Raw genomic sequence first — 23412 nt, 5'->3', positions numbered from 1 at the left:
GTCATTTGAACATCAGGCTGTCCGGCACCTGCTCACGAATACTGAGCATGTGCTGGATGCTGTCCAGGAACAGGGTTTCGGCCTGGCTCATCTTCTGTTCCCGGTGCCACAGCAACTGGATATCGAAATCCACCACGCCCTCGTCCGGCGGCAAACGCCAGAGCAGCCCTTGCTCGACATCCCGCCTGACCAGGTGGATCGGCAGGCAGCCGATCCCGAACCCTGCGCAGATCAGGCGATAGATCTCTTCAAAGCTGGTGGAGGAGGCGACGATCTTGCCGGTAAAGCCCTGCTGGTCGCGAAACAGCGTCAGCGGTGACAGGTTGCCCCCCAACTGGTCGCTGGTGAAGCTGACGAAGTTCTCGTTGGCCAGCTGTTGCAGGGTCAGGCCTTGCTGGCCGAACAGCCGGTGGCGCTGGCCGCAGAAGTAGGCATACCGCTCGCGAAACAACACCCGCTGTTCCAGCCTGGGTTGTGGCAGGCGGCACAGCCCGACCCCCAGGGTCGCGGTCTTTTGCAGCAGCGAACTGATGATGTCCGAGCTGCCCATCACCTCGACTTCCAGCTCGATTTTCGGGTGGGCCTCATGGAAATCGGCGAGGAACTCGTCGTAATGCGGCGCCTGCACACCGCTGACGGTGAGGATGCGGATCTTGCCCACCACGTCGTCGTTGCGGCTCTCCAGCACCGTGCCCAGGCGCGAGATATCGCCGTAGATATCGGTGGCGATACGCAGCACTTCCTCCCCGGTTTCCGTCAGCTCGAAGCGCCGTCCGCTGCGCGCGATCAACACGCAATCGAGCTGTTCCTCCAGGCGCTTGAGGGCCTGGCTGACCGCCGACTGGGTGATGTGCAGGCGTGCGGCGGCCCGGCTCATGCTGCCTTCCTGGCCGATTACCAGGTAGGTGCGCAGCAGGTTCCAGTCCAGGCGATCGTTGAGGAAACGCCGACCGACCCAGGGGTTGGAGGTGGAGAGCGGTGCGGGCATGGCGGCTCCATGTAGTAGCGGTGCTAATAGCAAAGATAAGGATTTGAAAATTGACTAATCCTGGCATGACGGCGATAAAGCCCACAAGCGCCAGAGAGCGCCGCGTGATCAGCCTTCCGCACCTGCCCAAAACTACAAATACACAGGGTCCTTGCATGCACAGCACTCCTCAGCCGCGCCGAGCCGCGGCGGCGGCCTTTATCGGCACGACCATCGAGTTCTACGACTTCTACATCTACGCCACGGCCGCGGCCCTGGTCCTCGGCCAGGTGTTCTTTCCCAGCAGCGACCCGGTGATGAGCACCCTGGCAGCCTTCGGCAGCTTCGCCGTGGGCTTCATCGCCCGGCCCATGGCCGGCATGGTGTTCGGCCACCTCGGCGATCGCCTCGGGCGCAAGAAAATGCTGCTGGTGACCATGGCGCTGATGGGCCTGGCCACCACCGGCATCGGCTTGCTGCCCAGCTACGCCAGCGTCGGCATCTGGGCGCCCATCAGCCTGATCGTGCTGCGCATCATCCAGGGCATTTCCGTGGGCGGCGAGTGGGGCGGGGCGGTGCTGATGGCCAGCGAACATGCCCCGGCCAAACGCAAGACCTTCTACGCCTCCTTCGCCCAGCTCGGCAGCCCGGCCGGCCTGCTGCTGGCGTTGATCGCCTTCCGCCTGGTGACCGGGCTGGACCAGCAGGACTTCCTCGACTGGGGCTGGCGCCTGCCGTTTCTCGCCAGCGGCGTGCTGATGATGTTCGGCCTGATGATCCGTTCCGGCGTGCATGAGTCGCCGGAGTTCGCCAAGGCCCGGGACAACAACGAAACCGCCCAGTACCCGGTGATGGAAGTGCTGCGCAGCTGCTGGAAGCAGATCCTGTTCGCCGCCGCCGCGGTGACCATCGGTTCGGCCGGCTTCTTCTTCACCAACACCTTCATGATCACCTACGTGACCCAGTACCAGGGCATTTCCCGGGCGACCATTCTCGATTGCCTGTTCCTGGTGACGATCATCCAGCTGCTGTCCCAGCCGGTCTCCGCGCTGCTGGCCGAGCGTATCGGCGAGGGGCGTTTCCTCAAGTGGGTGGCGCTGCTGTGCATGGCCACGCCGTACCCGATGTTCCTGTTGGTCGGCACCCAGAACATTGTGCTGATGACCCTTGGCATCGCCCTGGCGGTGGTGATTCTCTCGGCGCTGTACGCGGTGATCGCCGGCTACATGACCCAGGCCTTCCCGGTGCACCTGCGCTACTCGGGGATCTCCATCGCCTACCAACTGGCCTGCGCGGTCGCCGGTGGCAGCACGCCGCTGATCGGCACCCTGCTGGCCAGCCAGTTTTCCGGACAGTGGCTGCCGCTGGCGGTGTTCTTCAGCCTGCTGTCGGCCCTGTCATTGATCGGCGTCTGCGGCCTGGCCCGGCTGCGCGCCAACCCGACTGTCCACCACGCTGCCAAAGAGGTGTATTCGTGAGCAAACCCGAACACATGAGCCCGATTGAATGGCAGGCCCGCTGCGAGCTGGCAGCCCTGTATCGACTGGTCGCGCACTTTCGCATGACCGACCTGATCGACACCCACATCACCCTGCGCATTCCAGGGCCCGAGCATCACTTCCTGATCAACCGCTACGGGGTGATCTTCGACCGCATGCGTGCCAGCGACCTGGTGCGCATCGACCAGGAGGGGCGCATCGTCGACCCGCACTACGCCGGGCACCGGGTCAACGCCGCCGGCTTCGTCATCCACTCGGCGATCCATATGGCGCGCCCGGACCTCAACTGCGTGATCCACACCCACACCGCCGCCGGCATCGCAGTGGCCGCGCAGAAACAGGGGCTGTTGCCCATCAGCCAGCACGCGCTGAAGTTCTACGGCAAGCTGGCGTACCACACCTATGAAGGTATTGCCTTGTCCCTGGACGAGCGCGAGCGCCTGATCGCCGACCTTGGCCCGCACAAGGCGATGATCCTGCGTAACCACGGCCTGCTGGTGGGCGGTGCCAGCGTCGCCCATGCGTTCCAGGAGATCCATTTTCTCGAGCGTGCCTGCCAGGCCCAGGTCCAGGCGCTGGCCGGCGGTTGCGAGCTGAACTACCCGTCGCCGCAGGTCTGCGCCCACACCGCCGAACAGTTCGAACGCGACGACGCCGACCACATCATCGAGCTGGCCTGGGAGGCCGCCTTGACCTTGATCGAGTCCCAGCGCGAGTCCTATCTGTCATGAGCCTCGTGGTGCTGCTGTCCCGCGACAGCCTGTTGCTCAAGCAATTGCAGGCCGCCTTCGCCCGCTGCGCGCCACAGGTGCAGGCGGTGCTGGCCGACGATCCGCGTGCCGCTCAGGCGCAGGTCGCCGCTTGCTGGTTTCCACCCGCCGGCAGCCTGGGGCGTTTGCCCAGCCTGCAAATGATTCATTCGGTGGCGGCGGGCATCGACCACCTGGAACACGACCCTTCGTGCCCGGACCTGCCGGTGTGCCGGGTGGTGGACCCGGGCCACCGCCAGGGCATGACCGAGTACCTGCGCTGGGCGGTGATCCACTATCACCGCGGCTTCGACCGGGTGCTGCAGCAGCAGCGCGAGCGGCACTGGGAGCGGCCGCTGCAACGGCCGGCGCGGCAGTTCAAGGTCGGGGTCATGGGCCTGGGTTCCCTGGGCAGCGCCATCGCCCTCGACCTGGCCGCCGCCGGCTACGACGTGCGCGGCTGGGCCCGCAGCGCCAAGCGCCTGGCGGGGGTACAAACCTTGGTCGGACCGGGGCAGCTGGAGCCCTTTCTCGACCAAGTGGAACTGCTGATCAACCTGCTGCCCCTGACCGCCGAGACCCGCGGCATTCTCGGGTGCGACAGCTTTGCCCGGCTGGCCCATGGCGCGGCGCTGGTCAATGTCGGGCGCGGCGGCCACCTCAACCTCGACGACCTGCAACAGGCCCTGGCCAGCGGCCAGTTGCGCGGCGCTTTGCTCGATGTGTTCGAACAGGAGCCGCTGCCGGCCGATCATCCGTTGTGGAGCACCCCCGGGGTCACTCTCACCCCGCACATGGCCTCGGCGGCTTCCCACGATTGCATTGCCGAACAGGTGGCGGACAACCTGCGGCGGCTGCAAGCCGGCGATGCGCTGTTGAACGAGGTGGACAGGGCACAGGGTTACTGAGCGCCCAGGCAGGCCTGTAAGGCTTCGATAAAGACCGTCTCGGCGCGGCTCATGCGCTGTTCTCGGTTCCACAGCAGATGGATATCGACGTCGGCGATGCCTTCGTCGGGCGGCAGGCGCCACAGCAGCCCGGCTTCGACATCGGCCGCCACCACATGCTCGGGCAGGCAGCCGATACCGTAGCCGGCGATCACCAGGCGCCGCACTTCTTCCAGGCTCGGCGACGAGGCGACGATGCGCCCGCTGAAACCCTGTTGGTCGCGAAAGATGGTCAGCGGCGAGAGCATGCCGCCGATCTGGTCGCTGGTGAAGCTGACGAAATTCTCCCGCTGCAAATCCCCCTCGGCCACCTTCTGCTGGCCGAACAGCCCATGGTGCTTGCCGCAGAAAAACGCATAGCGCTGGCGCAGGAACAGCCGCTGTTCCAGGCGCGGCTGGGGCCGGCGGTTGAGGCTCAGGCCGAGGGTCGCGGTTTTCTCCTGCAAGGCGCTGACGATGTCCGAGCTGCGCAGCACCTCGATCTCCAGGTCGACCCGCGGATGCTGGCGGTGGAAGTCGGCGAGGAAGTCATCGAAACGCGCGGAAAAGATCCGGCTGATCATCAGCAGGCGCACCTTGCCGATCACCTCGTCGGCCGGCTGCTCCAGCACGCCACTGACCTGGGACATCTGCCCGTAGATCTCGCCGGCCAGGTGGAAGATCTGCTCGCCTACTTCGGTCAGGGCAAAACGTGGTCCGCGCCGGGCGATCAACTGGCGGCCCAATTGTTCCTCCAGGCGCTTGAGGGCCTGGCTCACCGCCGGCTGGGTCAGGTGCAGGCGGGCGGCCGCGCGGCTGATGCTCAGTTCCTGGCCGATCACCCGAAAGGTGCGTAGCAGGTTCCAGTCCAGGCGGTCGTTGAGCAGGCGGTCGGGCAGGCGGTTGGACATGGCGCGGGGCTCTGGGTCGAAGGACAGGGCTGATAATAAGTAGCGGTAATAATCAACATAATAAATAGAAAATTGACTAATTATAGGCCCGCGACGATAAATCCCTCCCAGACAGGCGCCGTCAGAGCGCCTCGGCATTCCCGTTCTCTCCTGCCAGAAAAATAATCAAAGGAGCACGATCCATGAAGCCTTCAGCTTCGCCACAGCCGCGCCGTGCGGCCGCCGCCGCCTTTATCGGCACCATGATCGAGTGGTACGACTTCTACATCTACGCCACCGCCGCGGCGCTGGTGTTCGGCGCCTTGTTCTTCCCCTCCGACGACAAACTGTTCAGCACCATGGCGGCCTTCGGCACCTTCGCCGTGGGCTTCTTCGCCCGGCCATTGGGCGGCATCGTGTTCGGCCATATCGGCGACCGTATCGGGCGCAAGAAATCCCTGGTGATCACCCTGCTGATGATGGGCGTGGTCACGGTGTGCATCGGCCTGCTGCCGACTTATGCACAGATCGGCGCGGCGGCGCCGGTGCTGCTGATCCTGCTGCGCATCGTCCAGGGCATCGCCGTCGGTGGCGAGTGGGGCGGGGCGGTGTTGATGGCCGGCGAGCATGCGCCCAGGGGCCGGCGCAACTTCTTCGCGTCCTTTGCGCAGTTGGGCAGCCCGGCCGGGTTGATCCTGTCGCTGCTGGCCTTCAGCGCGGTCACCCGCCTGCCCGAAGAAGACCTGATGAGCTGGGGCTGGCGCCTGCCGTTCCTCGCCAGTGCGCTGTTGCTGGTGGTGGGCCTGGCGATTCGCCTGGGGGTCAATGAGTCGCCGGAATTCCTCGCCAGCCGCGAGCAGGCGCACAAGAGTCTGCGCAAGGAACAGGCGCCGGTGATGGAGGTGCTGCACAGCGCCTGGCGCCCGCTGCTGCTGTGCATCGGCGCCAACACCCTGGGGATTGCCGGGGTGTACTTCACCAACACCTTCATGATCGCCTACAGCACCCAGCAACTGGGGTTGCCGCGTTCGCTGATCCTGGAATGCCTGTTCGTGGTGGCGATCATCCAGTTCTGCATCCAGCCCCTGGCGGCCTGGACCGCCGAGAAGATCGGCGCCACGCGCTTCCTGTGCCTGGTGTCGTTGCTGGCCATGGCCTCGCCGTACCCGATGTTCGTGCTGGTGAGCAGCGGCCAGGCGCCGCTGATCATCCTCGGCATCGCCCTGGCGGTGGTGTGCATGGCGTCTTTCTATGCGGTGATCGCCGGCTACGTCAGCGGCATGTTCGAGACCCGCGTGCGCTACACCGCGATCTCCCTGGCCTATCAGATCTGCGGTGCCGTAGCCGGTGGCCTGACGCCGCTGATCGGCACCTGGCTGGCCCATCAATTCGCCGGCCAGTGGTGGCCGATGGCGTTGTTCTACAGCCTGATCGCGACTATCTCGCTGCTCTGCGTGCTGGCCCTGGCCCGTCGCCATGCAGCCGTCCACCGCCTGGAAATGGCTTGAGTGTTTACGAATCCGGAGAACCGAAGCATGTTGAAGATCAACGGTGAACGCCTGTGGGCGAGCCTGATGGCCATGGCCGAAATCGGTGCGACTGCCCGTGGCGGCAGTTGCCGCCTGGCCCTGAGCGAGGACGACAAGGCCGGGCGCGAGCTGTTTGCAAGCTGGTGCCGCGAGGCCGGCATGAGCCTGAGCGTCGACCCCATCGGCAACCTGTTTGCCCGCCGTCCGGGCAGCGACCCCGACGCCGCCCCGGTGATGATGGGCAGCCACCTCGACACCCAGCCCGAAGGCGGGCGCTTCGATGGCGTGTACGGCGTGCTCGCCGGCCTGGAGGTGGTGCGCCGCCTCAACGATCTGCAAATCCAGACCCGCAAGCCGCTGGAGGTGGCGGTGTGGACCAACGAGGAGGGCGCGCGTTTTACCCCGGCCATGTTCGGCTCGGCGGTGTTCACCGGGATCATGGACCTGGAGAGCGCCCTGGCGGTGCGCGACGCCGACGGCATCAGCGTCGCCGAGGCCCTGCATGCCACCGGCTACGCCGGTACGCGGCCACTGGGCGGGGCGGTGGATGCCTACTTCGAGGCGCATATCGAGCAGGGGCCGATCCTCGAAGACAACGCCAAGAGCATCGGCGTGGTCAGTGGCGGCCAGGCAATCCGCTGGCTCGATGTGCAGGTCGAAGGCCTGGCGGCCCACGCCGGCACCACGCCGATGCCGCTGCGCAAGGATGCGCTCTACGGCGCCGCGCAGATGATCCTGGCGATCGAAACCCTGGCCACGGATTTTGCCCCCGAGGGCCTGACCACCGTTGGCGAGCTGAGCATCGCCAAGTCTTCGCGCAACACCATTCCCGGCCTGTTGCAGTTCACCGTCGATCTGCGGCACCACCGCGACAGCGCCATCGCCGCGATGGAGCAGGAGGTCCGCGCGCGGCTTGCTGCCATCGCCGGACAACGCCAGCTGAAGGTGACCATCAGCCCGCACTGGATCAGCCCGGCCACGCCCTTCGATGCCGACTGCGTGGCGGCCGTGCAACAGGCGGTGGACAGCCTCGGCTACGCTCAGCAATCGATCGTCAGTGGCGCTGGCCATGACGCGATTCACCTGGCGCGATTCTGCCCCACGGCCATGGTCTTCATCCCGTGCGTTGGCGGCCTGAGCCACAACGAAGCCGAAGACGTATTGCCCGAGGACGTGCGCCAGGGCACCGACGTATTGCTCAACGCCGTGCTGGCCCGCGCCGGCCAGGTCGAATAAGGAGAAGGTCATGCGCAGTTTTTTCCACCCCGAACAGCTGCTGCACCATCCGCGCAGCTATTACTCACGCGGCCAGATGCGCACCCCGCAGGAAGTGCCCGAGCGCGCCCAGCGCCTGGTCCAGGCCGCGCACTCCCTGGGCTTTGAGGTGCTGCAACCGGAGGATGCCGGCCTGCAACCGCTGCTGGCGGTGCATGGCGCGGCGTACCTGCAATTTCTCAAGGAAGCCCACCAGCGCTGGAAGGAAATTCCCGAGGACTGGGGCGACGAGGTGATGTCGAACATCTTCGTCCGCGAGCCCAACGCCCTGCGCGGCATCCTCGCCCAGGCCGCGCGTTACCTGGCCGATGGCAGCTGCCCGGTGGGCGAACTGACCTGGCGTTCGGCCTACTGGTCGGCGCAAAGCGCGATTGCCGGCGCCCGCGCCTTGCTCGACGGCGAACCGGCGGCCTACGCCCTGTGCCGCCCGCCGGGTCATCACGCCCGGGCCGAAGCCGCCGGCGGTTTCTGCTACCTGAACAACGCAGCGATCGCCGCCCAGGTACTGCGCGAAAAATTCGCCCGGGTCGCGGTGCTGGACACCGACATGCACCACGGCCAGGGCATCCAGGAAATCTTCTACGAACGCGACGACGTGCTGTACGTCTCGGTGCACGGCGACCCGACCAACTTCTACCCGGGCGTCGCCGGTTTCGCCGACGAGCGCGGCAGCGGCGCGGGGCAGGGCTACAACCTCAACCTGCCAATGGCCCACGGCGCCAGCGAAGCCGAATTCCTCGCCCAACTGGAAACCGCCCTGGCGGCGGTGAAGAGCTTCGACGCAAAAGTGCTGGTGCTGTCCCTGGGCTTCGACATCTACGAACTCGACCCGCAAAGCAAAGTGGCGGTAACCCGCGCAGGTTTCGCCCGCCTCGGCGAACGCATCCGCAGCCTCGGCCTACCGTGCCTGATCGTGCAAGAAGGCGGCTACCACCTGGAAAGCCTGGAAGACAACGCACGGGCATTCTTTGCCGAAGCTAGGGCCTGGAAGCTCTGATCGAGGCGATTGTGAGATCGCTTCGCGGGCAAGCCTCGCTCCTACGCAAGCACAGGTGCCGCCGTCCGTAGGAGCGAGGCTTGCCCGCGATAAACGTCAACGATAACGCGGGGCTCGCCCTTCATGGGCGGTGCTTTGGCAGACAGCCGCTGAGCGGTGAACCACGCATATTGCAGATTGCCGAACACCCCTATTTGTGCGAAAACCGCACAGACCCTGTGCTACCTGCGCTGTGTTCGAGCTTGAGGTATTTCCCTAGCATTTGCTCATTCACTCGACCGAAGAAGGAAATACCCATGCAACGTTTTACCCGTCGTTTCCTCGCCGCCTGTGCATTTTCCGGCATTGTGGCCAGCACCGCTGCCTTGGCTGAAGGCCATCCGACCATTCGTGCCATGTCGGGCGCCACGCCGGTCAGTGAGTTGCCGGCCGGCAAGTCGGCATTGCTGGTGATCGACTTCCAGAACGAATACTTCACCGGCAAGATGCCGATCCCGGACGGCGCCAAGGCCCTGGCCAATACCCGTGAGCTGATCAAGTTCGCCGACAGCCACAACCTGCCGGTCTATCACGTCCAGCACGTTGCCCCGGCCGGTTCGGCGGTGTTTGCCATCGATGGCGAAACCGTGAAGTTCCACCCGGACATGCAGCCGCGGGCCAAGGACAAGGTGCTGCAAAAAAGCACGGTCAGCGTCTTCGCCAGTACCGATCTGGATAAGCGCCTGAAGAGCGCCGGCATCGAGAACCTGATCATCTCCGGCCTCATGACCCACGCCTGTGTTGCCGGTGCCGCCCGTGACGCTGCGCCCCTGGGCTACAAGGTCATAGTCGCCTCTGATGCCTCGGCCACTCGCGACATCACCCGGGTCAACGGTGACACGATCGACAAGGACGCCTTGCACAAGGCCGCGCTGGCCGAGATCGAGGACACCTTCGGCGACGTGATGACCACCGCCCAGATCCTCAAATTGCCGGTGCGCTAAACCGCTATGAATCAGATGCTCGCCATGCGTGTGTTCCGCTGTATCGTCGAAGCCCAGGGGTTTTCCGCCGCCGCCGAGCGGCTGGACACCACGCATTCCTCGGTGTCGCGACATTTGCAGCAACTGGAGTCCACGCTCGGCGTGCGTCTGATCAATCGCAACACCCGGCGCATGAGCCTCACCGCGGCGGGCGAGCGTTATTACACCGCCTGCGTGGACATCCTGGATCGCGTCGATGCCGCGTCCCAGGCCGTGACCCTGGAGCAGGAACGCCCCTCCGGGCTGCTGCGCATCAGTGCACCGCTGGTGGTCGGCACCCTGGAGCTGGCCCATTGGCTGCCGGCGTTCCAGCAGCGGTATCCGGACATCCAGGTCGACCTGTCCTGCTCGGACCCTTTTGTCGATCTGGTGGCCGATGGCTTCGATGTGGCCATCCGCATCTGCGGGCCCTTGGCCGACAGCAGCCTGGTCGCGCGCTTGCTTACGGTCTCGCCCATGGTGATGGTCGCGTCATCGGCCTACGTCTTCAGGTGCGGCCTGCCACGCAGCGTCACCGAACTCAGCGCGCATCGGCTGCTGACCTTTGCCTCGGCCACGCAGTGGTCCCTGGTGAGTGAAAAAGCTGAGCCGGTCACCGTGACCGCCGACAGCCGTTTTCACACCGACACCATCACCGCGTTGCACGCCTGCGCCCTGGCGGGTGGGGGCATTGCCGCCTTTACCCTGGCCACCGTGCAGGACGACCTGTTGGCCGGCAGGCTGGTGCGGATTCTTCCCGACTACACCCTCGGTGTGCGTCATTACTATGCGCTGTTCCCCCATGCCCGGAACCTGCCCGCCAAGGTCAGGGCATTTGTCGATTTCATGGCCGAGTATTACCGAGCCAAGTCGTGACCTTGGGGCTGTCCGACCGCTCTCCGTTCACTCATGGCGCTCAGCCCCTGGCGTAGGCGCCTGACACCCGGGCTTGGGAAAATTCCTACAAGTCTCTGGGAAGACCCCTGCTCAAAACTCCGCCATCGCCTAGCAGAATGCCTCTCCCTGGCTCCATGGCAATGGCAGACGAACGATGACCTCCCTGCGTATTCTGGTTTTAGAAAAACACTCGGCTCAGCGCAGTGCCGTGGTCGCTGCGCTGCAGCAACTGGGTGTTTTCGATATTTTGCAGGCCAGCAGCGGAGAACAGGCGTTGGCCTTGATGCAACGCCAGGGCCAGGTGGATGTGGCCCTGTGCGACCTGGCCCACATGGGCATGGACTGCCTGGATTTCCTCAACTGCGTGGGCCAGCTGTCGATGGTCCGGGCAGTGATTCTCTACTGCGAGTTTCAACCACAGTTGCGCCGGGCCATCGAACAGATGGCCTCGTTTTCCGGGGTGGAACTGCTGGGAACCCTGAGCACGCCGATACAGGCCAAGGCCCTGCAAAAGATCCTGCAGCGTTACCAGCACCAATGCCAGGCGACGGCAGCGGCGCCTGTGCCCGTGACGAGCTTGCCCAACGAAGAAGACATTCGCCGTGGGCTGGCCCTGGGCGAGTTCCGCGCGTTCTTCCAGCCCAAGTTTTTCCTGGCCAATGGTCAGGTGGCCGGGGCTGAAGTCCTGGCGCGCTGGCAGCACCCGTCGAAGGGCTTGCTGCTGCCCAGGGATTTTCTCGCGGCCGTGCTGGCCTACGACCTGATCGACGAGATGTTCAAGCAGTTGCTGGAACAGGGCCTGAGCCTGCTGGGCATGTTGCAGCGGGGTGGGCGCCCGCTGGAGATGTCGTTCAACCTGCATGCATCGCAACTGTTGGAGGCGGGGCTGACCGACCATATTCGCCAGGCGCTCAAGCGCCATCGGGTATCGGCTGCGGCCCTGACCTTCGAGCTGGCGGAGAACGGTCTGCTGGAGATCCAGCCGAGGATTCAGGAGAGCCTGCTGCGTTTGCGGGTCATGGGCTGCGGGCTGTCGATCGATGATTTCGCCGTGGGTTTTTCCTCGCTGAAACTGCTCTGCCAGTTACCCTTCAGCGAGATCAAGCTGGACGGTGAATTTGTCCGCAGCATCCACGAACCGCGCAGTAAAGCGGTGATTGCCAGTACGGTAGCCTTGGCCCGCTCACTGAGTATGTCCCTGGTGATCGAAGGGGTGAGCAATCAGCAAGAGTGCTACGCACTGATCAATATGGGATGTGAAGTAGGTCAGGGTTTTTACTATGCCCAGCCCATGTCTTCCCATGAGCTGTTAACGTGGCTGCGGGCACCCTCCATCGCCGGGCAAGAGGAGGCTTAGCCAGCGTGGCGGGTGAGGAAAAACACGTCGCGCGCCGCCTTGTAAAAGCTCATATATGCTAAAAGCCGTAGCGGGATATCAGGCGCTTTGCGTGTAGCATCCTGATCCCTTCCGACTCGATTCTCGTTCCCCCATTTACTGAGGCTCCTATGCTCAAAGCCGTGATTGTGGACGATCACCCGTTCATTCGTTCGACCGTGAGGATGATCCTCAAGCAGGAGCAGTACGAGGTCGTGGCGGAGACCGACAACGGCGCCTCGGCCGTCCAGCTGACCCGTGACCATCAGCCCAACCTGGTGCTGCTGGATATCTCCATGCCGGGGGTCGACGGCCTGGATGCCCTCAACCGCATTTCGGCGTTGAAGCTGCCGGTGAAGGTCCTGGTCCTGACGTCCTTGTCCCCGGTGTTCTTTTCGATGCGCTGCTTGCGGGCGGGGGCCGCCGGCTACGTGTCGAAGGCCGATGACCTGGACGAGCTGGTGAAGGCCATCAACGCCATCAAGTCTGGCTATACCTTCTTCCCCGACCTGACCCTGAACTCGGTCCGCAGGGGGGACGTGGAAGCCTCGGAGCAGGCGTTGATCGAGAGCCTTTCCGACCGGGAACTGTCGATCCTGCAGCAACTGGCCAAAGGCTTGAGCAACAAGCAGATCGGTGACGACTTGCTCCTGAGCAACAAGACCATCAGCACCTACAAGGCCCGGCTGATCGAGAAGCTCAATGTGAGCTCGCTGGTGCACCTGGCGGAACTGGCCAAGCGTAATAACCTGATCTGATGAAGTCTTCACTGCGCTTGTGCCTGGCCCTGCTGGTACTGCTGTCGCCGGTATTCGTGGTGGCCCAGGCCGCTGATGAGGCCGAGGCAGAAACCCTGCAATTGCTCGGGCGCTCCAGCCTGGGTGAACACCAGGTCGAGCTGGCCGAGGCGGATTGGAGCTGGTTGCGCAAAAAAGGCACCTTGTACCTCGGGATTTCGGCGCCGGATTACCCGCCCTTCGACGTGACCGGCACCGGTCGCGATTACGAAGGGCTGACCGCCGATTACGTGGGGCTGCTGGCGCAGCTGCTGCATGTCCAGGTGCAGGTGCGTCGCTTCCCGTCCAGGGCCGATGTGATCCGTGCGCTGAAAGACGGTGAAGTCGACCTGCTGGGTACCGCCAACGGTTTTGAAGAGAGCGACCCCGAACTGGTGATGTCGGCCGCCTATGCCGACGATCAACCGATGATCGTCACCCGTAGCGACGAAGGCGCTTCGTTTGCCGGGGACATGGCGGGGAAAAAGATTTCCATGCTGTACCACTACCTGCCGCCGCAGAGTGTCAGTCGCGCCTATCCCGATGCCGAGCTGCAACTCTATCCTTCGACGTTGAGCGCGATTGGCGCCGTGGCCTTCGGCAAGGCCGACGCCTACCTGGGCGATGCCATCAGCGCCAATTACCTGATCGGCATGAACTACCTGAACAACGTCCAGCTCAGCGACTTCTCGCGGCTGGAGGGCAGCCGCTTTGCCTTTGCCTTGTCCGCCCGCAACACCCGGCTGCTGGGCATCACCAATGCCGCCATCGCGGCGATTCCCATCGGCGAGCGCATGGCCATCCTGCGGCGCTGGGGGGCTTCCGAGATGAATATCCCGGGGCAGAATCGCCTGCACCTCACGCCCAAGGAGCAGCGCTGGCTGGAACAGCACCCCAGGGTCACGGTGGCGGCGATGGAAAACTTCCTGCCGCTGTCGTTCTTCGACAAGAAAGGCGCCCTGCGCGGCGTCAGCGCCGACGTGCTGGCCAAGGTCAGCCTGCGCACCGGCTTGAAGTTCGACATGGTGCGCGGCACCTCGATGGCCCGGCAGATCGACAACCTGCAGGCCGGCAAGGTCGATCTGCTGGCCGCCTTGACCCCGAGTGCCGAGCGGGAAGGGCAGATGCGCTTCACCCGGCCTTATCTGTCGACCCCTTATGTATTGATCACCCGCATCGGTCCGCAGAGCCCGGCGACCCTGGATGAGATGGCCGGCAAACGCCTGGCGATCATTCGCGGCATGTTCCTCACCGACTACATCGCCAGCCGTTTTGCGCAGGTGCAGATCGTCTATGCGGACAATGCGGCCCAGGTCATGGCGATGGTCGCCAAGGGCGAGGTCGATGCTGGCGCCAACTCCCTGCTCAGTGCCCGCTACATGATTTCCCGGCAGTATCGGGACCGCTTGCAGGTCACCAGCACCGTGGGCATCGAGCCCGCCCGGTTCGCCTTCGTCACCCAGCGCGGCGACCTGGAACTGTACGCCATCCTGGAAAAGGCCCTGCTGAGCATCTCGCCGGAAGAAATGGCCGAGATCACCAATCGCTGGCGCAGCGAGGTGGTGATCGACGACACCTTCTGGCTGCGCAATCGCGACGCGATCGTCCAGGGCTTCTTTATCGCTGGTGTGTTGCTGCTGCTGGCGTTCGTCTGGATCGCCTACCTGCGCCGCTTGATCCAGCGGCGCGAAGTGGCCGAGCGGGCGCTGAACAACCAGCTGGAGTTCATGCGGGTGCTGATCGACGGCACGCCGCATCCGATCTACGTGCGTGACCTCGAAGGGCGCATGGTGATCTGCAACTCCAGTTACCTCGAGGTCCTGGGCCTGAGCAACGACGAGGTGCTGGGCAAACTCATCACGGAAAGCGTGTTTACCGACAGCGCCGAAGCCGCTGCCTACCACGACGAGTACCTGCAGGTACTGCGCGACGATGTGTCGAAAGTCCAGGATCGCGCGCTGGTCCTGCCCGATGGTCGCCATCTGACGATCTATCACTGGATGCTGCCGTACAAGGACAGCGAAGGGACCATCACCGGCATGATCGCCGGCTGGATCGATGTCAGCGAGCGCGAGCAACTGCTGGGCATGGTCCAGGAAGCCAACCGGGCCAAGACCACCTTCCTGGCGACCATGAGCCATGAAATCCGCACGCCGCTGAATGCGGTGATCGGCATGCTCGAACTGGCCCTGAAAAAGTCCGACCAGGGCGTGCTCGACCGCTTTGCCATCGAAGTCGCGTCGGGGGCCGCCCACGGCCTGTTGGACCTGATCGGCGACATCCTCGACATCGCCCGGATCGAGTCCGGCAAGCTGTCCCTGACCCCGGGCCGCGCCAACCTCAGGGAGCTGGTCAGGTCGGTGGCGCGGATCTTCGAGGGCCTGGCGGAGCAGAAACAGCTGAAGCTGGAGCTGACGCTGGATGCCCGCGCCGATTGCGATGTGTCGATCGATCCGCTGCGTTTAAAGCAGGTCATTTCCAACCTGGTCAGCAATGCCATCAAGTTCACCGCCGAAGGCGAAGTGCGCCTGCTCCTGGAAGTGCTGGCCGACACCCCCGGCGAGCCGCTGTCGATACGGCTGCGGGTGGAGGACAGTGGCCAGGGCATTTCCGTCGAGGACCAGCAGCGCCTGTTCAGCCCCTTCACCCAGGCCAGCAACAACAACCAGTCCGGGCGCAGCGGCTCGGGCCTGGGGCTGGTCATCAGCCGTACCCTGTGCGAAATGATGGGCGGCCAACTGCACTTGCACAGCGTGCTGGGGCAGGGCACGCAAATCGAAGTGTTGCTGCAGATGCCGGTCCTCGAGCCGCTGCCCCCTGCAGCACCCTCTGCGATTGAGGCGTCGCTCCAGCAGCCACTGAAGATTCTGGTGGTCGACGACTACCCGGCCAACCGCCTGCTGCTGTCCAAGCAACTGGGCTACCTGGGCCACGAGATGGTCGAGGCCCAGGACGGCGCCCATGGCTTGCGCGCCTGGCGCAAGCAGCGTTTCGATGTGGTGATCACCGACTGCAATATGCCGATCATGAACGGCTATGCCCTGTCGCGCGCGATCCGTGCCGAGGAAGCGGACCGGCGCCTGGCGCCGTGCCTGATCATCGGCTTTACCGCCAACGCGCAACCGGATGAAAAGACCCGGTGCCTGGAGGCGGGTATGGACGACTGCCTGTTCAAGCCCATCAGCCTGGAGTCGCTCAAGCAGCGCCTGGACCGGTTCGAGCCGGTCGTCGTCGCGGTGCCGGCGGATCAGGCCGCCGAGGAGCAGATCGACGACATCGACTTCGCTTCCCTGGAAAAACTGGTCCGTGGCGATCAGGCGGCGATGCGCGAGCTGCTGAACGACCTGGCGCTGAGCAACCAGCAAGACATGGCCCGGCTGGCCGAAGACTGCTCCACCCAGGACGGGCAGGAACTCTCCGACCTGGCGCACAAGGTCAAGGGCGGCGCGCGCATCGTCAAGGCGCGACGCCTGATCCTCGCCTGCGAGCAGCTGGAGGCCGCCTGTGAAGCGAAGGCAGACGGGCAGGCCCTGCGGCGGGCGGGTGCTGCGTTGAAAGAGGAAATGTCCGCGCTGGCGACGGCGTTGGACACTTACACCGGGGCCATCCAGACCCACTAAGGCGCAGAACCGGGCGTTAGCCTGGGGCTTCTCGCACAGTTAAGTGACAGAGCCGCAATGGCCCAGAGTCTTGAAACTTCCTAGTTTAAAAGTCGCACTGTATACAAGGTTGCGCAGAGCAACGTGCAATGTGTTGGTTTCAACGCGATGCTCCGGGAGCTTATTCCGTGCCACTTCAGGTCGCCGGAAATTTCCTACAAAGACTTGGGCTGATTCGAGTACTGCCACGCTTGGCCCTTGCTTATTCTGGTTCCCGGGTAATAGAGAACAAGCTAACAAGATGAACAGCCTTGAGCTCACTGCCTGTCTTTATCCTTGTATTTTATTAATAGGTAAATGTGATGAACTTTCCTAAGAAGGTAATGTTGGGTTCTGTGTTGTTGCTGGGCGCTACCAGTGTGCTTGCAGATAATGCGGATCTGCGTGTTATTGGTACTATTGCACCAAGTGCTTGTACTCCAGTTTTTACCGGTGGTGCAACTGTTAACTATGGTGCCATTCCTCCCGCTTCTCTGGGCCAGACTACCGAGACCGGTTTGGCTGCTCGGGACGTTGCTTACACCATTACTTGTAATGCTCCTCTTGTTATTTCTACAACCTGGCGTGATGCTCGGGCAGGTACAGCTACAGCAGGACCGGCGCCGGCTATTAACTATTTTGGCCTCGGCCAGCATGATGGCACTAACATCGGTCGCTATCAGATCGCCAACGTCGTTGCTGGTACTACCGCAGATGGTAATGCTGTCGATGTAATCCAGAAAAATACTGCGACTGGTCCTTGGATTCTTTCCAATCTCGGTACAGTCGCGAATGATGGAATTCGACAGTACTCCTACGCACCGGTTGGTACATTGGTGCCGGGGGCTTACTCGACATATGCCGGAACAATTCGTGTGACTTCGGTAATTACACCGACTCAAAACCTCAATATGAACACTGAAGTCACTCTTGATGGTCTCTCCACTATGACCGTTAACTACCTGTAATACGGTATTTATATTGCGCTCCATTTGGGGCGCAATATGATATTTCGTTTTTTCTTCGCTTGTCCTTTGTTTTCTTACTTGTCTCTCTTGAACCCTAAGGGGCAGTGCGCTTTCAATTTACTGGAGGATCATTTTTCATATTTTCGATAAGACCAAACTGCTCTTTCTCGTCATGTTGGTCCCTATCAGCCCGATGTCCCAGGCTGCCGGCATGGTGCCTGAATCCACCGTGGTATTGGTCAATGTCGCCGACGGCGAAGGCGCCATGAATGTCACCAACAGCGATGACAAAGCCATGTTGCTCTACACCTCGCTGGAGAACCTGCCGGAAGATCAGGACAGCCTGCTGGTGGTCAGCCCGCCCGTGGGCCGGGTCGAGGTCGGGGAAAAGCGACTGGTGCGTTTTATCGTCCAGTCTGAGCAACCTATTACTGCCCAACGACTCAAGCGCGTGATCTTCGAGGGCATCCCGCAATCCGACCCCGCTGCCAAGGCGAAGATCGGCGTCACCGTGCGCCAGAAAGGAAATGCCCGCGGTGGCAACAGGGTTGAACGTCTACAACGGGTCACTTGAGAGCCGTTGACGCGGAGGAATAGTTGCAGTGACAGGGCCGTAACGGCCCGAGTCTTTATTCCTCCTTTATCCAGTTTCTTTCTTCTTGTTTTTCGTCAACTGCTTGGGAAATTTCCTACATCCCCTTGGGCTACTTCATATTCGTCTGCATGAGTGATCTCGTTACCCTGAGCCCAGGTCATAGATGCAAGGCAGATACAACGTTGCGTTTTGCTCTAGTAGCCTTTCTTTGAGGTTCTTAATACGGATGATTAGCCATGAGCTTCCCTAAGAAAACACTGCTGGGTTCTTTGCTACTGCTAAGCGCGACTAGTGCATTTGCTGTCGATACCGCCGATCTGCGGGTGATTGGTACTATCGCACCCACTGCCTGTACGCCAACTTTTGCAGGTGGTGGCACTATTAACTACGGCTTGATTCCTGGTGCCTCGTTGAGCGCAACTGCCGAGACTGCACTTGCCGTCAGAACCATTAGCTATACCATTACGTGTAATGCTCCTATCAGAATTGGTATGTCGTGGACTGACAGTCGCCGGGATAGTACTGTCAGGGCTCCATATAATGGGCTTGGAAAACACATGGGGGCTAATATCGGGTTTTTCCTTATGACACCCGTTCCTGCCGGGACTACCGCAGATGGGGCTTCGGTAGATCTTATTAGTAGAACCAATGATACTGCGGCCTGGGTACTTGCGAGTGCTATTAGCCCTATAGTGCCTGACGGCGTACGCACTCACAGCTATGCTCCAAAGGGAACGCTGGTTCCAGGCGCCTATAGTAACTATGCAGGCACTATCAATGTTCTTTCAGTTATTGCCCCTACCAGCACGCTGGATATGACCCGCTCGGTGACCCTGGATGGTCTGACGACCATGATAGTGCGTTACTTGTAACGATGGATAGTATTGCGCCTACAGGTGTGGGCGTAATTCTAAAAATATAAGTGTCCTATGGGGTGGTCTGTTTTTCTTGTCAATTGTTAATGAAAGATGGCTTGTCAATCTTTAGTGGTTTTGCGGCTTTTCTTTAAGTCGCACCTCTTTCGATAAGGAAGAAAATATTATCTGCTGGGCGATTTTTTCGCTCCCTCTCGACGCACACGCCGGATGAATATCGGCACTCTTCGGTCGATGCGATTTAATAAAGTCGGTTGAGCCGCTCCAAGGTGTCACCTGATCTTCCTTTGTCTAATTCGCTCTGGAAGTGATTTTTATATAATTAAAGTTGCGTGAGAAATTTCCTACATGATTGTGGGCTGATTCATCTGTTTTTAAGGTTTCATCTCTTTAAACTTAAGGTGATGTTGTTGGTGTTGCTTGCCTTGGTAGTGGATTTTTTTGTGTGGGGCGGCGCGATAGTTGTTAGGTGGTTGAATTTTTTGCGAGGGTTTATCTATGAAGTATTCATATAAAATTGGCTTGTGTTCCTTGGCTGCATTTGTGTTAGTTGCATTAAGTAATATTTCCCATGCGGCAGGCATGGTGCCCGAATCCACCGTGGTATTGGTCAATGTCGCCGATGGCGAAGGCACCATGAATGTCACCAACAGCGATGACAAAGCCATGTTGCTCTACACCTCGCTGGAGAACCTACCGGAAGATCAGGACAGCCTGCTGGTGGTCAGCCCGCCCGTGGCCCGGGTCGAGGCCGGGGAAAAGCAACTGGTGCGTTTTATCGTCCAGTCGGAGCAACCTATTACCAACCAACGCCTCAAGCGCGTGACCTTCGAGGGCATCCCGCAAGCCGATCCCGCTGCCAAGGCGAAGATCGGCGTCACCGTGCGCCAGAACCTGCCGGTGCTGATCAGCCCCGGGGATCTGCCGAAGAAGCAGGACCCCTGGACCTTGCTGGAGTGGAGCCTCAACGGTCGCGACCTGGCGGTGAAGAACGACAGCCGTTACGTGGTGCGCCTCAACCAGGCATTCAGCGTGATGCCGGCCGACCTCAAGCTGGAACTGCCTGCCAGTTACATCCTGCCGGGGCAGACCCACCACTTCGAGCTGCCCGCCGGCACCACCCTGAGCGCTGACGCCAAGGTGCGGATCTACCCGGTCACCACCTACGGCTTCACCACCCCGCCTTTCGATGCGCCACTGAAGAAGCAGTGATCCCGTTCCGACCTTCCAAGTGGTACAGCCCATGACTTTGCAACCGACGATGGCGCACTCCCGCCGAGGGAGTGCGCGGAAATTCCCTGCGCCGATGCCGGCCTTCCGGGTCAAGCCCTTGTTGCTGATGATCGCCGGCCTGATCGCCTGCGGCGCGCAGGTGGCCAAGGCCGCAGCGCCTGCCTCGCCCGGCGGCACGGCACCCACGGACGCAGCGGCCTCGGCGTCGTTCGACCAGGGTATGTTGAAAAGCCTTGGCCTCGATCCGAAGGTGGCGGAGTTTTTCAGCCAGGCACCGCGCTTTACCGAAGGCCGTCGCCGGGTGGGCCTGCAGGTCAACGGCAGCCCGCGCGGCAGCGTCGACGCGCGGTTCGATGCCGAGGGCGCGTTGTGTTTCGACCGGGCGCTTATGGATCAGGCCAACCTGCGGGTGCCCGCGGACGAGTACCGGCTGAGCCAGGGGCAACCCCCGGCGGACAGCAACTGCTACGACTTTGCAGCGGCCTACCCACAGACCGAAGTAGAACTGCGGCCGAACCGCGAAGAGGTAGCCCTGCTGGTCAGCAGCGACGCCCTGCGCCCGATCGGTGAAGACCTGGGCATTTATCAGGGCGGCGGCAGCGCCGGGCTGTTCAACTATGAAGTGCTGGGGCAGAACAACCAGTTTTCTGGCGGGCAGAACAGCTATTACGCCGCCAATACCGAGTTGGGTTTCAACGCCGGTGACTGGATTGTGCGCAGCCGTCAGGCGTACTCGATGCAGAACGAGGTGAGCAACTTCCAGTCGCTCTACACCTATGCGCAGAAAACCTTCGTGCCGCTGAAGTCGACCCTGCAGGCGGGGCAGATCAATATCAGCAACTCGGTGTTCCAGGGCGCGGCGATCACCGGCGTACAGGTGGTCCCGGAGGCGGCGCTGCAAGGTCGCGGGCTCGGCGGCGCCACTGTCGAGGGTATTGCCCAGAGTTCGGCGCGGGTGGAAGTACGCCAGGCCGGCGCGCTGATTCACACCAGCCTGGTGCCTGCCGGGCCGTTCAGCCTGCCCAACGTGCAATTGTTGAACGGGCGCACGGACCTGGATGTACGGGTCATCGAAGCGGATGGCTCGCAGCGCAGCTTTACCATTCCAGCAGCCTCCCTGTCCCAGGTTGCGCTGACCGCACCAGGTTATTCGGTGGCTGCCGGTAAGGTCCGTACGTTCGACGCCCGGGACATGCAGTCGCCGATGGTGGTGACCGGCACCGGCGGCTGGCTGTTGAACCCCAGTAATAAAGTGTCGACCGGGCTGATGCTCAGCGACAACGACTATCGCGCGGCGGCCTGGACCCTGGATTCGAGCCTGACCCCCAGCACGGTGATGAGCGTGCAAAACACCTTCTCCAATGCTGGCGAGGAGGGCAAGAGCGGCACCCAGGCGAGCATCTCGCTCAACACCAGCCTGACCGAGAGAATCAGCGCCGGGGTCAACGCCACCCGCCAGACCGAGGGTTATCGCGACCTGCTCGACACCACCCGCGAACAGACCCCTGGCTATACCGATGGCCTGAGCCAACAGCAGTACGGTGTTTCCCTGGGCTGGAACGACGATGTGCTGGGGGCCTTGGCTACCAGTTACTCGACCGGGACCACCTTTGACGGCCGTACCACCCGCCATCTGAATGCTTCCTGGGTGAAAACCTTCAAGCATGCGACGGTCAGCCTGAACGTCGAGCGCTCCCTGGGCGGCAATCGTGACCAGGATGAGTTTTTCCGTGGAGGTCGCTCTTCCAGCGACAACGGCAACGCCATGTACCTCACGGTCAGCGTGCCCCTGGGCGGCAAGCGCAATGTGCGGGCCTACGCCAACAAGCGCGACGGCAGCACCCGTTTTGGCACCACCTACGATGACAACAGCAATGATTTCGCCACCTATCGCCTGAGCGCCGAGCGTGACACCGAGCGCAAGGAACAGGACTTCTCCGGCAACCTCAACCTGATGCCGCGTTATGCCCAGGTCAACCTCGGTTATGCGCGCAATGGCGCCGACAGCACCAGCTACAGCGGCCAGTTGCGGGGTGGCGTGGCCGTGCATGAAAACGGCGTGACCCTGTCGCCCTATGCACTGAGCGACACCTTCGGCGTGGCCAAGGTCGGCGATGTCGGCGGCGTCAAGCTGACCACCCCGAGCGGCCCGGTCTGGACCGACCCCTGGGGCAATGCGGTGATCCCGCAGCTCAATGCCTACCAGAACACCCGGGTGGAAATCGAGACCAAGAGCCTGCCGCGCAACGTGGATATCCAGAACGGTTTCAAGTCGGTGTCGGCCGGCCGCGGCTCGGTACAGAAACTCGACTTCCCGGTGGTCAAGTCGCGTCGCGCCTTGCTGCGGGTGACCGACGCCGCCGGCCAGCCGATGAGCAAGGGCCTGGCGGTATTCGATGCCAAGGGCAACTTCGTCACCACGGTGGTGGATGACGGCAAGGTGTTCCTGACCAATGGGCAGTTGAGCGAGGCCCTGAACATTCACACCACGGAGAGCACCTCCTGCGTGATCCATTTCAGCCTCCCGCAAGAGCCGGATCTGGATGTGTATTTCGAAACAGCCAAGGCCACTTGCGCGGCCAGCTGATTGCCGACCCCATGCCGGGGCGAGGAACGAGTATGAAAACTTCCCTGTTAAACCTGAGGGCACTGGCCCTCGGAACGCTGTTGATCGGCGCGACCCTGGCGAGCGAGCGAGCCTTGGCCGATGACTGCCAGATCAACCTGAGCCAGTCGCAGATGGACTTCGGGCAGGTCATGCCGCCCAGTACCAACGCCGCCCTGAATGCCGGCAACCTGCATTCCCTGGGGAATCGGGTCATCAGCCTCAACGCCAGCTGCCTGCAACCTTCGAAGTTGCTGCTGGTGCTGCGGGGCGAGCAGCTCGGCGCGGACTTCAAGTTCGCCAAGCAGGGGCAGACCCGCGTGGCCTTGAGCAATGCCTTGCTTGACGGACGCAGTGTCGAGCTGGCGCAGGTCAAGGCGCCTGGCGCGGCGGCGGGCGCCTACAGCCCATCGATCATCGCGGTACCGGGCGACATGATCATCCCGGTCAGCGGTGGCTTGCCGGCGACGGGTTCGGTGCTGTCGCTGCAAGTGGAAATCCAGCCGGTGGTGCCGGTCGCGGAGCTGCGTACCCGCGAGGCCAAGACCCTGGAGGCCAATCTGTCGTTCCAGGTCAGGGCTTACTGAGAGCGGTGCGGGCCGCGCCGTTCCAGGGCG

At 62.4% G+C, this 23412-nt stretch carries 20 protein-coding genes; 17 read left to right on the top strand and 3 right to left on the bottom strand.

Annotated elements, in window-relative coordinates; translation table 11 throughout:
• Window position 1: 1 nt before the first annotated feature.
• Window positions 2-988 carry a LysR family transcriptional regulator gene (locus CXQ81_RS22860; protein WP_101338657.1) on the bottom strand — a complete coding sequence of 329 codons (987 nt, stop codon included), beginning with the start codon at window positions 986-988 and terminating at the stop codon, window positions 2-4.
• Between the two features lie 155 nt (window positions 989-1143).
• Here CXQ81_RS22860 and CXQ81_RS22855 point away from each other — a divergent pair, with 155 nt between their 5' ends.
• The 3 genes from CXQ81_RS22855 to CXQ81_RS22845 are packed head-to-tail and all read left to right on the top strand — an operon-like array spanning window position 1144 to window position 4123.
• On the top strand, window positions 1144-2445 hold the full coding sequence (locus tag CXQ81_RS22855; RefSeq protein WP_101338656.1) for an MFS transporter: 1302 nt from the start codon (window positions 1144-1146) through the stop codon (window positions 2443-2445).
• A complete protein-coding gene (locus tag CXQ81_RS22850) occupies window positions 2442-3197 on the top strand; it encodes a class II aldolase/adducin family protein (protein ID WP_007928209.1) in 756 nt (251 codons plus the stop codon). The genes CXQ81_RS22855 and CXQ81_RS22850 overlap by 4 nt, the downstream gene beginning before the upstream one ends.
• Window positions 3194-4123, top strand: a complete 930-nt coding sequence (locus CXQ81_RS22845) for a glyoxylate/hydroxypyruvate reductase A (RefSeq protein WP_101338655.1) — start codon at window positions 3194-3196, stop codon at window positions 4121-4123. Before CXQ81_RS22850 ends, CXQ81_RS22845 begins: the two co-directional genes overlap by 4 nt.
• On the opposite strand, the gene CXQ81_RS22840 is transcribed toward CXQ81_RS22845, so the two are convergent.
• Window positions 4117-5052: a LysR family transcriptional regulator gene (locus CXQ81_RS22840; protein WP_087091837.1), complete on the bottom strand. Its 936-nt coding sequence runs from the start codon at window positions 5050-5052 to the stop codon at window positions 4117-4119. The genes CXQ81_RS22845 and CXQ81_RS22840 overlap by 7 nt on opposite strands.
• A gap of 182 nt (window positions 5053-5234) precedes the next feature.
• Here CXQ81_RS22840 and CXQ81_RS22835 point away from each other — a divergent pair, with 182 nt between their 5' ends.
• The 11 genes from CXQ81_RS22835 to CXQ81_RS22785 all read left to right on the top strand — a co-directional run bounded on the left by CXQ81_RS22835 (window position 5235) and on the right by CXQ81_RS22785 (window position 18954).
• Window positions 5235-6539 (top strand): MFS transporter, encoded by a 1305-nt coding sequence (locus CXQ81_RS22835; protein ID WP_101338654.1) that lies wholly within the window; start codon window positions 5235-5237, stop codon window positions 6537-6539.
• A 27-nt stretch (window positions 6540-6566) separates the two neighbouring features.
• A complete protein-coding gene (locus CXQ81_RS22830; RefSeq protein WP_101338653.1) occupies window positions 6567-7796 on the top strand; it encodes a Zn-dependent hydrolase in 1230 nt (409 codons plus the stop codon).
• Between the two features lie 10 nt (window positions 7797-7806).
• On the top strand, window positions 7807-8832 hold the full coding sequence (locus CXQ81_RS22825) for a histone deacetylase family protein (RefSeq protein ID WP_101338652.1): 1026 nt from the start codon (window positions 7807-7809) through the stop codon (window positions 8830-8832).
• Window positions 8833-9128: 296 nt separating this feature from the next.
• Window positions 9129-9815 (top strand): cysteine hydrolase family protein, encoded by a 687-nt coding sequence (locus CXQ81_RS22820; RefSeq protein WP_101338651.1) that lies wholly within the window; start codon window positions 9129-9131, stop codon window positions 9813-9815.
• A gap of 6 nt (window positions 9816-9821) precedes the next feature.
• A complete protein-coding gene (locus CXQ81_RS22815) occupies window positions 9822-10709 on the top strand; it encodes a LysR family transcriptional regulator (protein ID WP_101338650.1) in 888 nt (295 codons plus the stop codon).
• 175 nt (window positions 10710-10884) lie between these two features.
• Complete coding sequence (locus tag CXQ81_RS22810; RefSeq protein WP_101338649.1) at window positions 10885-12087, top strand: EAL domain-containing protein; 1203 nt, start codon at window positions 10885-10887, stop codon at window positions 12085-12087.
• Window positions 12088-12236: 149 nt separating this feature from the next.
• Window positions 12237-12863 (top strand): response regulator transcription factor, encoded by a 627-nt coding sequence (locus CXQ81_RS22805; protein ID WP_101338648.1) that lies wholly within the window; start codon window positions 12237-12239, stop codon window positions 12861-12863.
• Window positions 12863-16501 (top strand): transporter substrate-binding domain-containing protein, encoded by a 3639-nt coding sequence (locus tag CXQ81_RS22800; RefSeq protein ID WP_101338647.1) that lies wholly within the window; start codon window positions 12863-12865, stop codon window positions 16499-16501. Before CXQ81_RS22805 ends, CXQ81_RS22800 begins: the two co-directional genes overlap by 1 nt.
• Before the next feature lie 341 nt (window positions 16502-16842).
• The gene (locus tag CXQ81_RS22795) at window positions 16843-17487 is read left to right on the top strand and encodes a DUF1120 domain-containing protein (protein WP_101338646.1); all 645 of its coding nucleotides are present in this window, start codon (window positions 16843-16845) and stop codon (window positions 17485-17487) included.
• A 172-nt stretch (window positions 17488-17659) separates the two neighbouring features.
• Complete coding sequence (locus CXQ81_RS22790; protein ID WP_101338645.1) at window positions 17660-18061, top strand: fimbria/pilus periplasmic chaperone; 402 nt, start codon at window positions 17660-17662, stop codon at window positions 18059-18061.
• A gap of 257 nt (window positions 18062-18318) precedes the next feature.
• Window positions 18319-18954 (top strand): DUF1120 domain-containing protein, encoded by a 636-nt coding sequence (locus CXQ81_RS22785; protein ID WP_081794179.1) that lies wholly within the window; start codon window positions 18319-18321, stop codon window positions 18952-18954.
• A gap of 377 nt (window positions 18955-19331) precedes the next feature.
• Here the strand turns inward: CXQ81_RS22785 and CXQ81_RS31290 are convergent, their stop codons facing one another.
• Window positions 19332-19541, bottom strand: coding sequence for a hypothetical protein (locus tag CXQ81_RS31290; RefSeq protein WP_173679822.1), 210 nt, complete (start codon window positions 19539-19541; stop codon window positions 19332-19334).
• Here CXQ81_RS31290 and CXQ81_RS22780 point away from each other — a divergent pair.
• From CXQ81_RS22780 to CXQ81_RS22770, 3 genes are read left to right on the top strand one after another with little or no spacing between them, the layout of a single operon-like run.
• Window positions 19540-20169: a fimbria/pilus chaperone family protein gene (locus CXQ81_RS22780; protein WP_256593414.1), complete on the top strand. Its 630-nt coding sequence runs from the start codon at window positions 19540-19542 to the stop codon at window positions 20167-20169. The genes CXQ81_RS31290 and CXQ81_RS22780 overlap by 2 nt on opposite strands.
• Window positions 20170-20200: 31 nt before the next feature.
• Window positions 20201-22777: a fimbrial biogenesis usher protein gene (locus CXQ81_RS22775; protein ID WP_101338643.1), complete on the top strand. Its 2577-nt coding sequence runs from the start codon at window positions 20201-20203 to the stop codon at window positions 22775-22777.
• Window positions 22778-22809: 32 nt separating this feature from the next.
• Complete coding sequence (locus CXQ81_RS22770; RefSeq protein WP_101338642.1) at window positions 22810-23382, top strand: hypothetical protein; 573 nt, start codon at window positions 22810-22812, stop codon at window positions 23380-23382.
• Window positions 23383-23412 lie beyond the last annotated feature (30 nt).

The sequence above is a fragment of the Pseudomonas sp. 09C 129 genome (assembly GCF_002843625.1).
Lineage (GTDB): Bacteria > Pseudomonadota > Gammaproteobacteria > Pseudomonadales > Pseudomonadaceae > Aquipseudomonas > Aquipseudomonas chlororaphis.
This window is presented reverse-complemented; position numbering and strand designations above follow the sequence as displayed.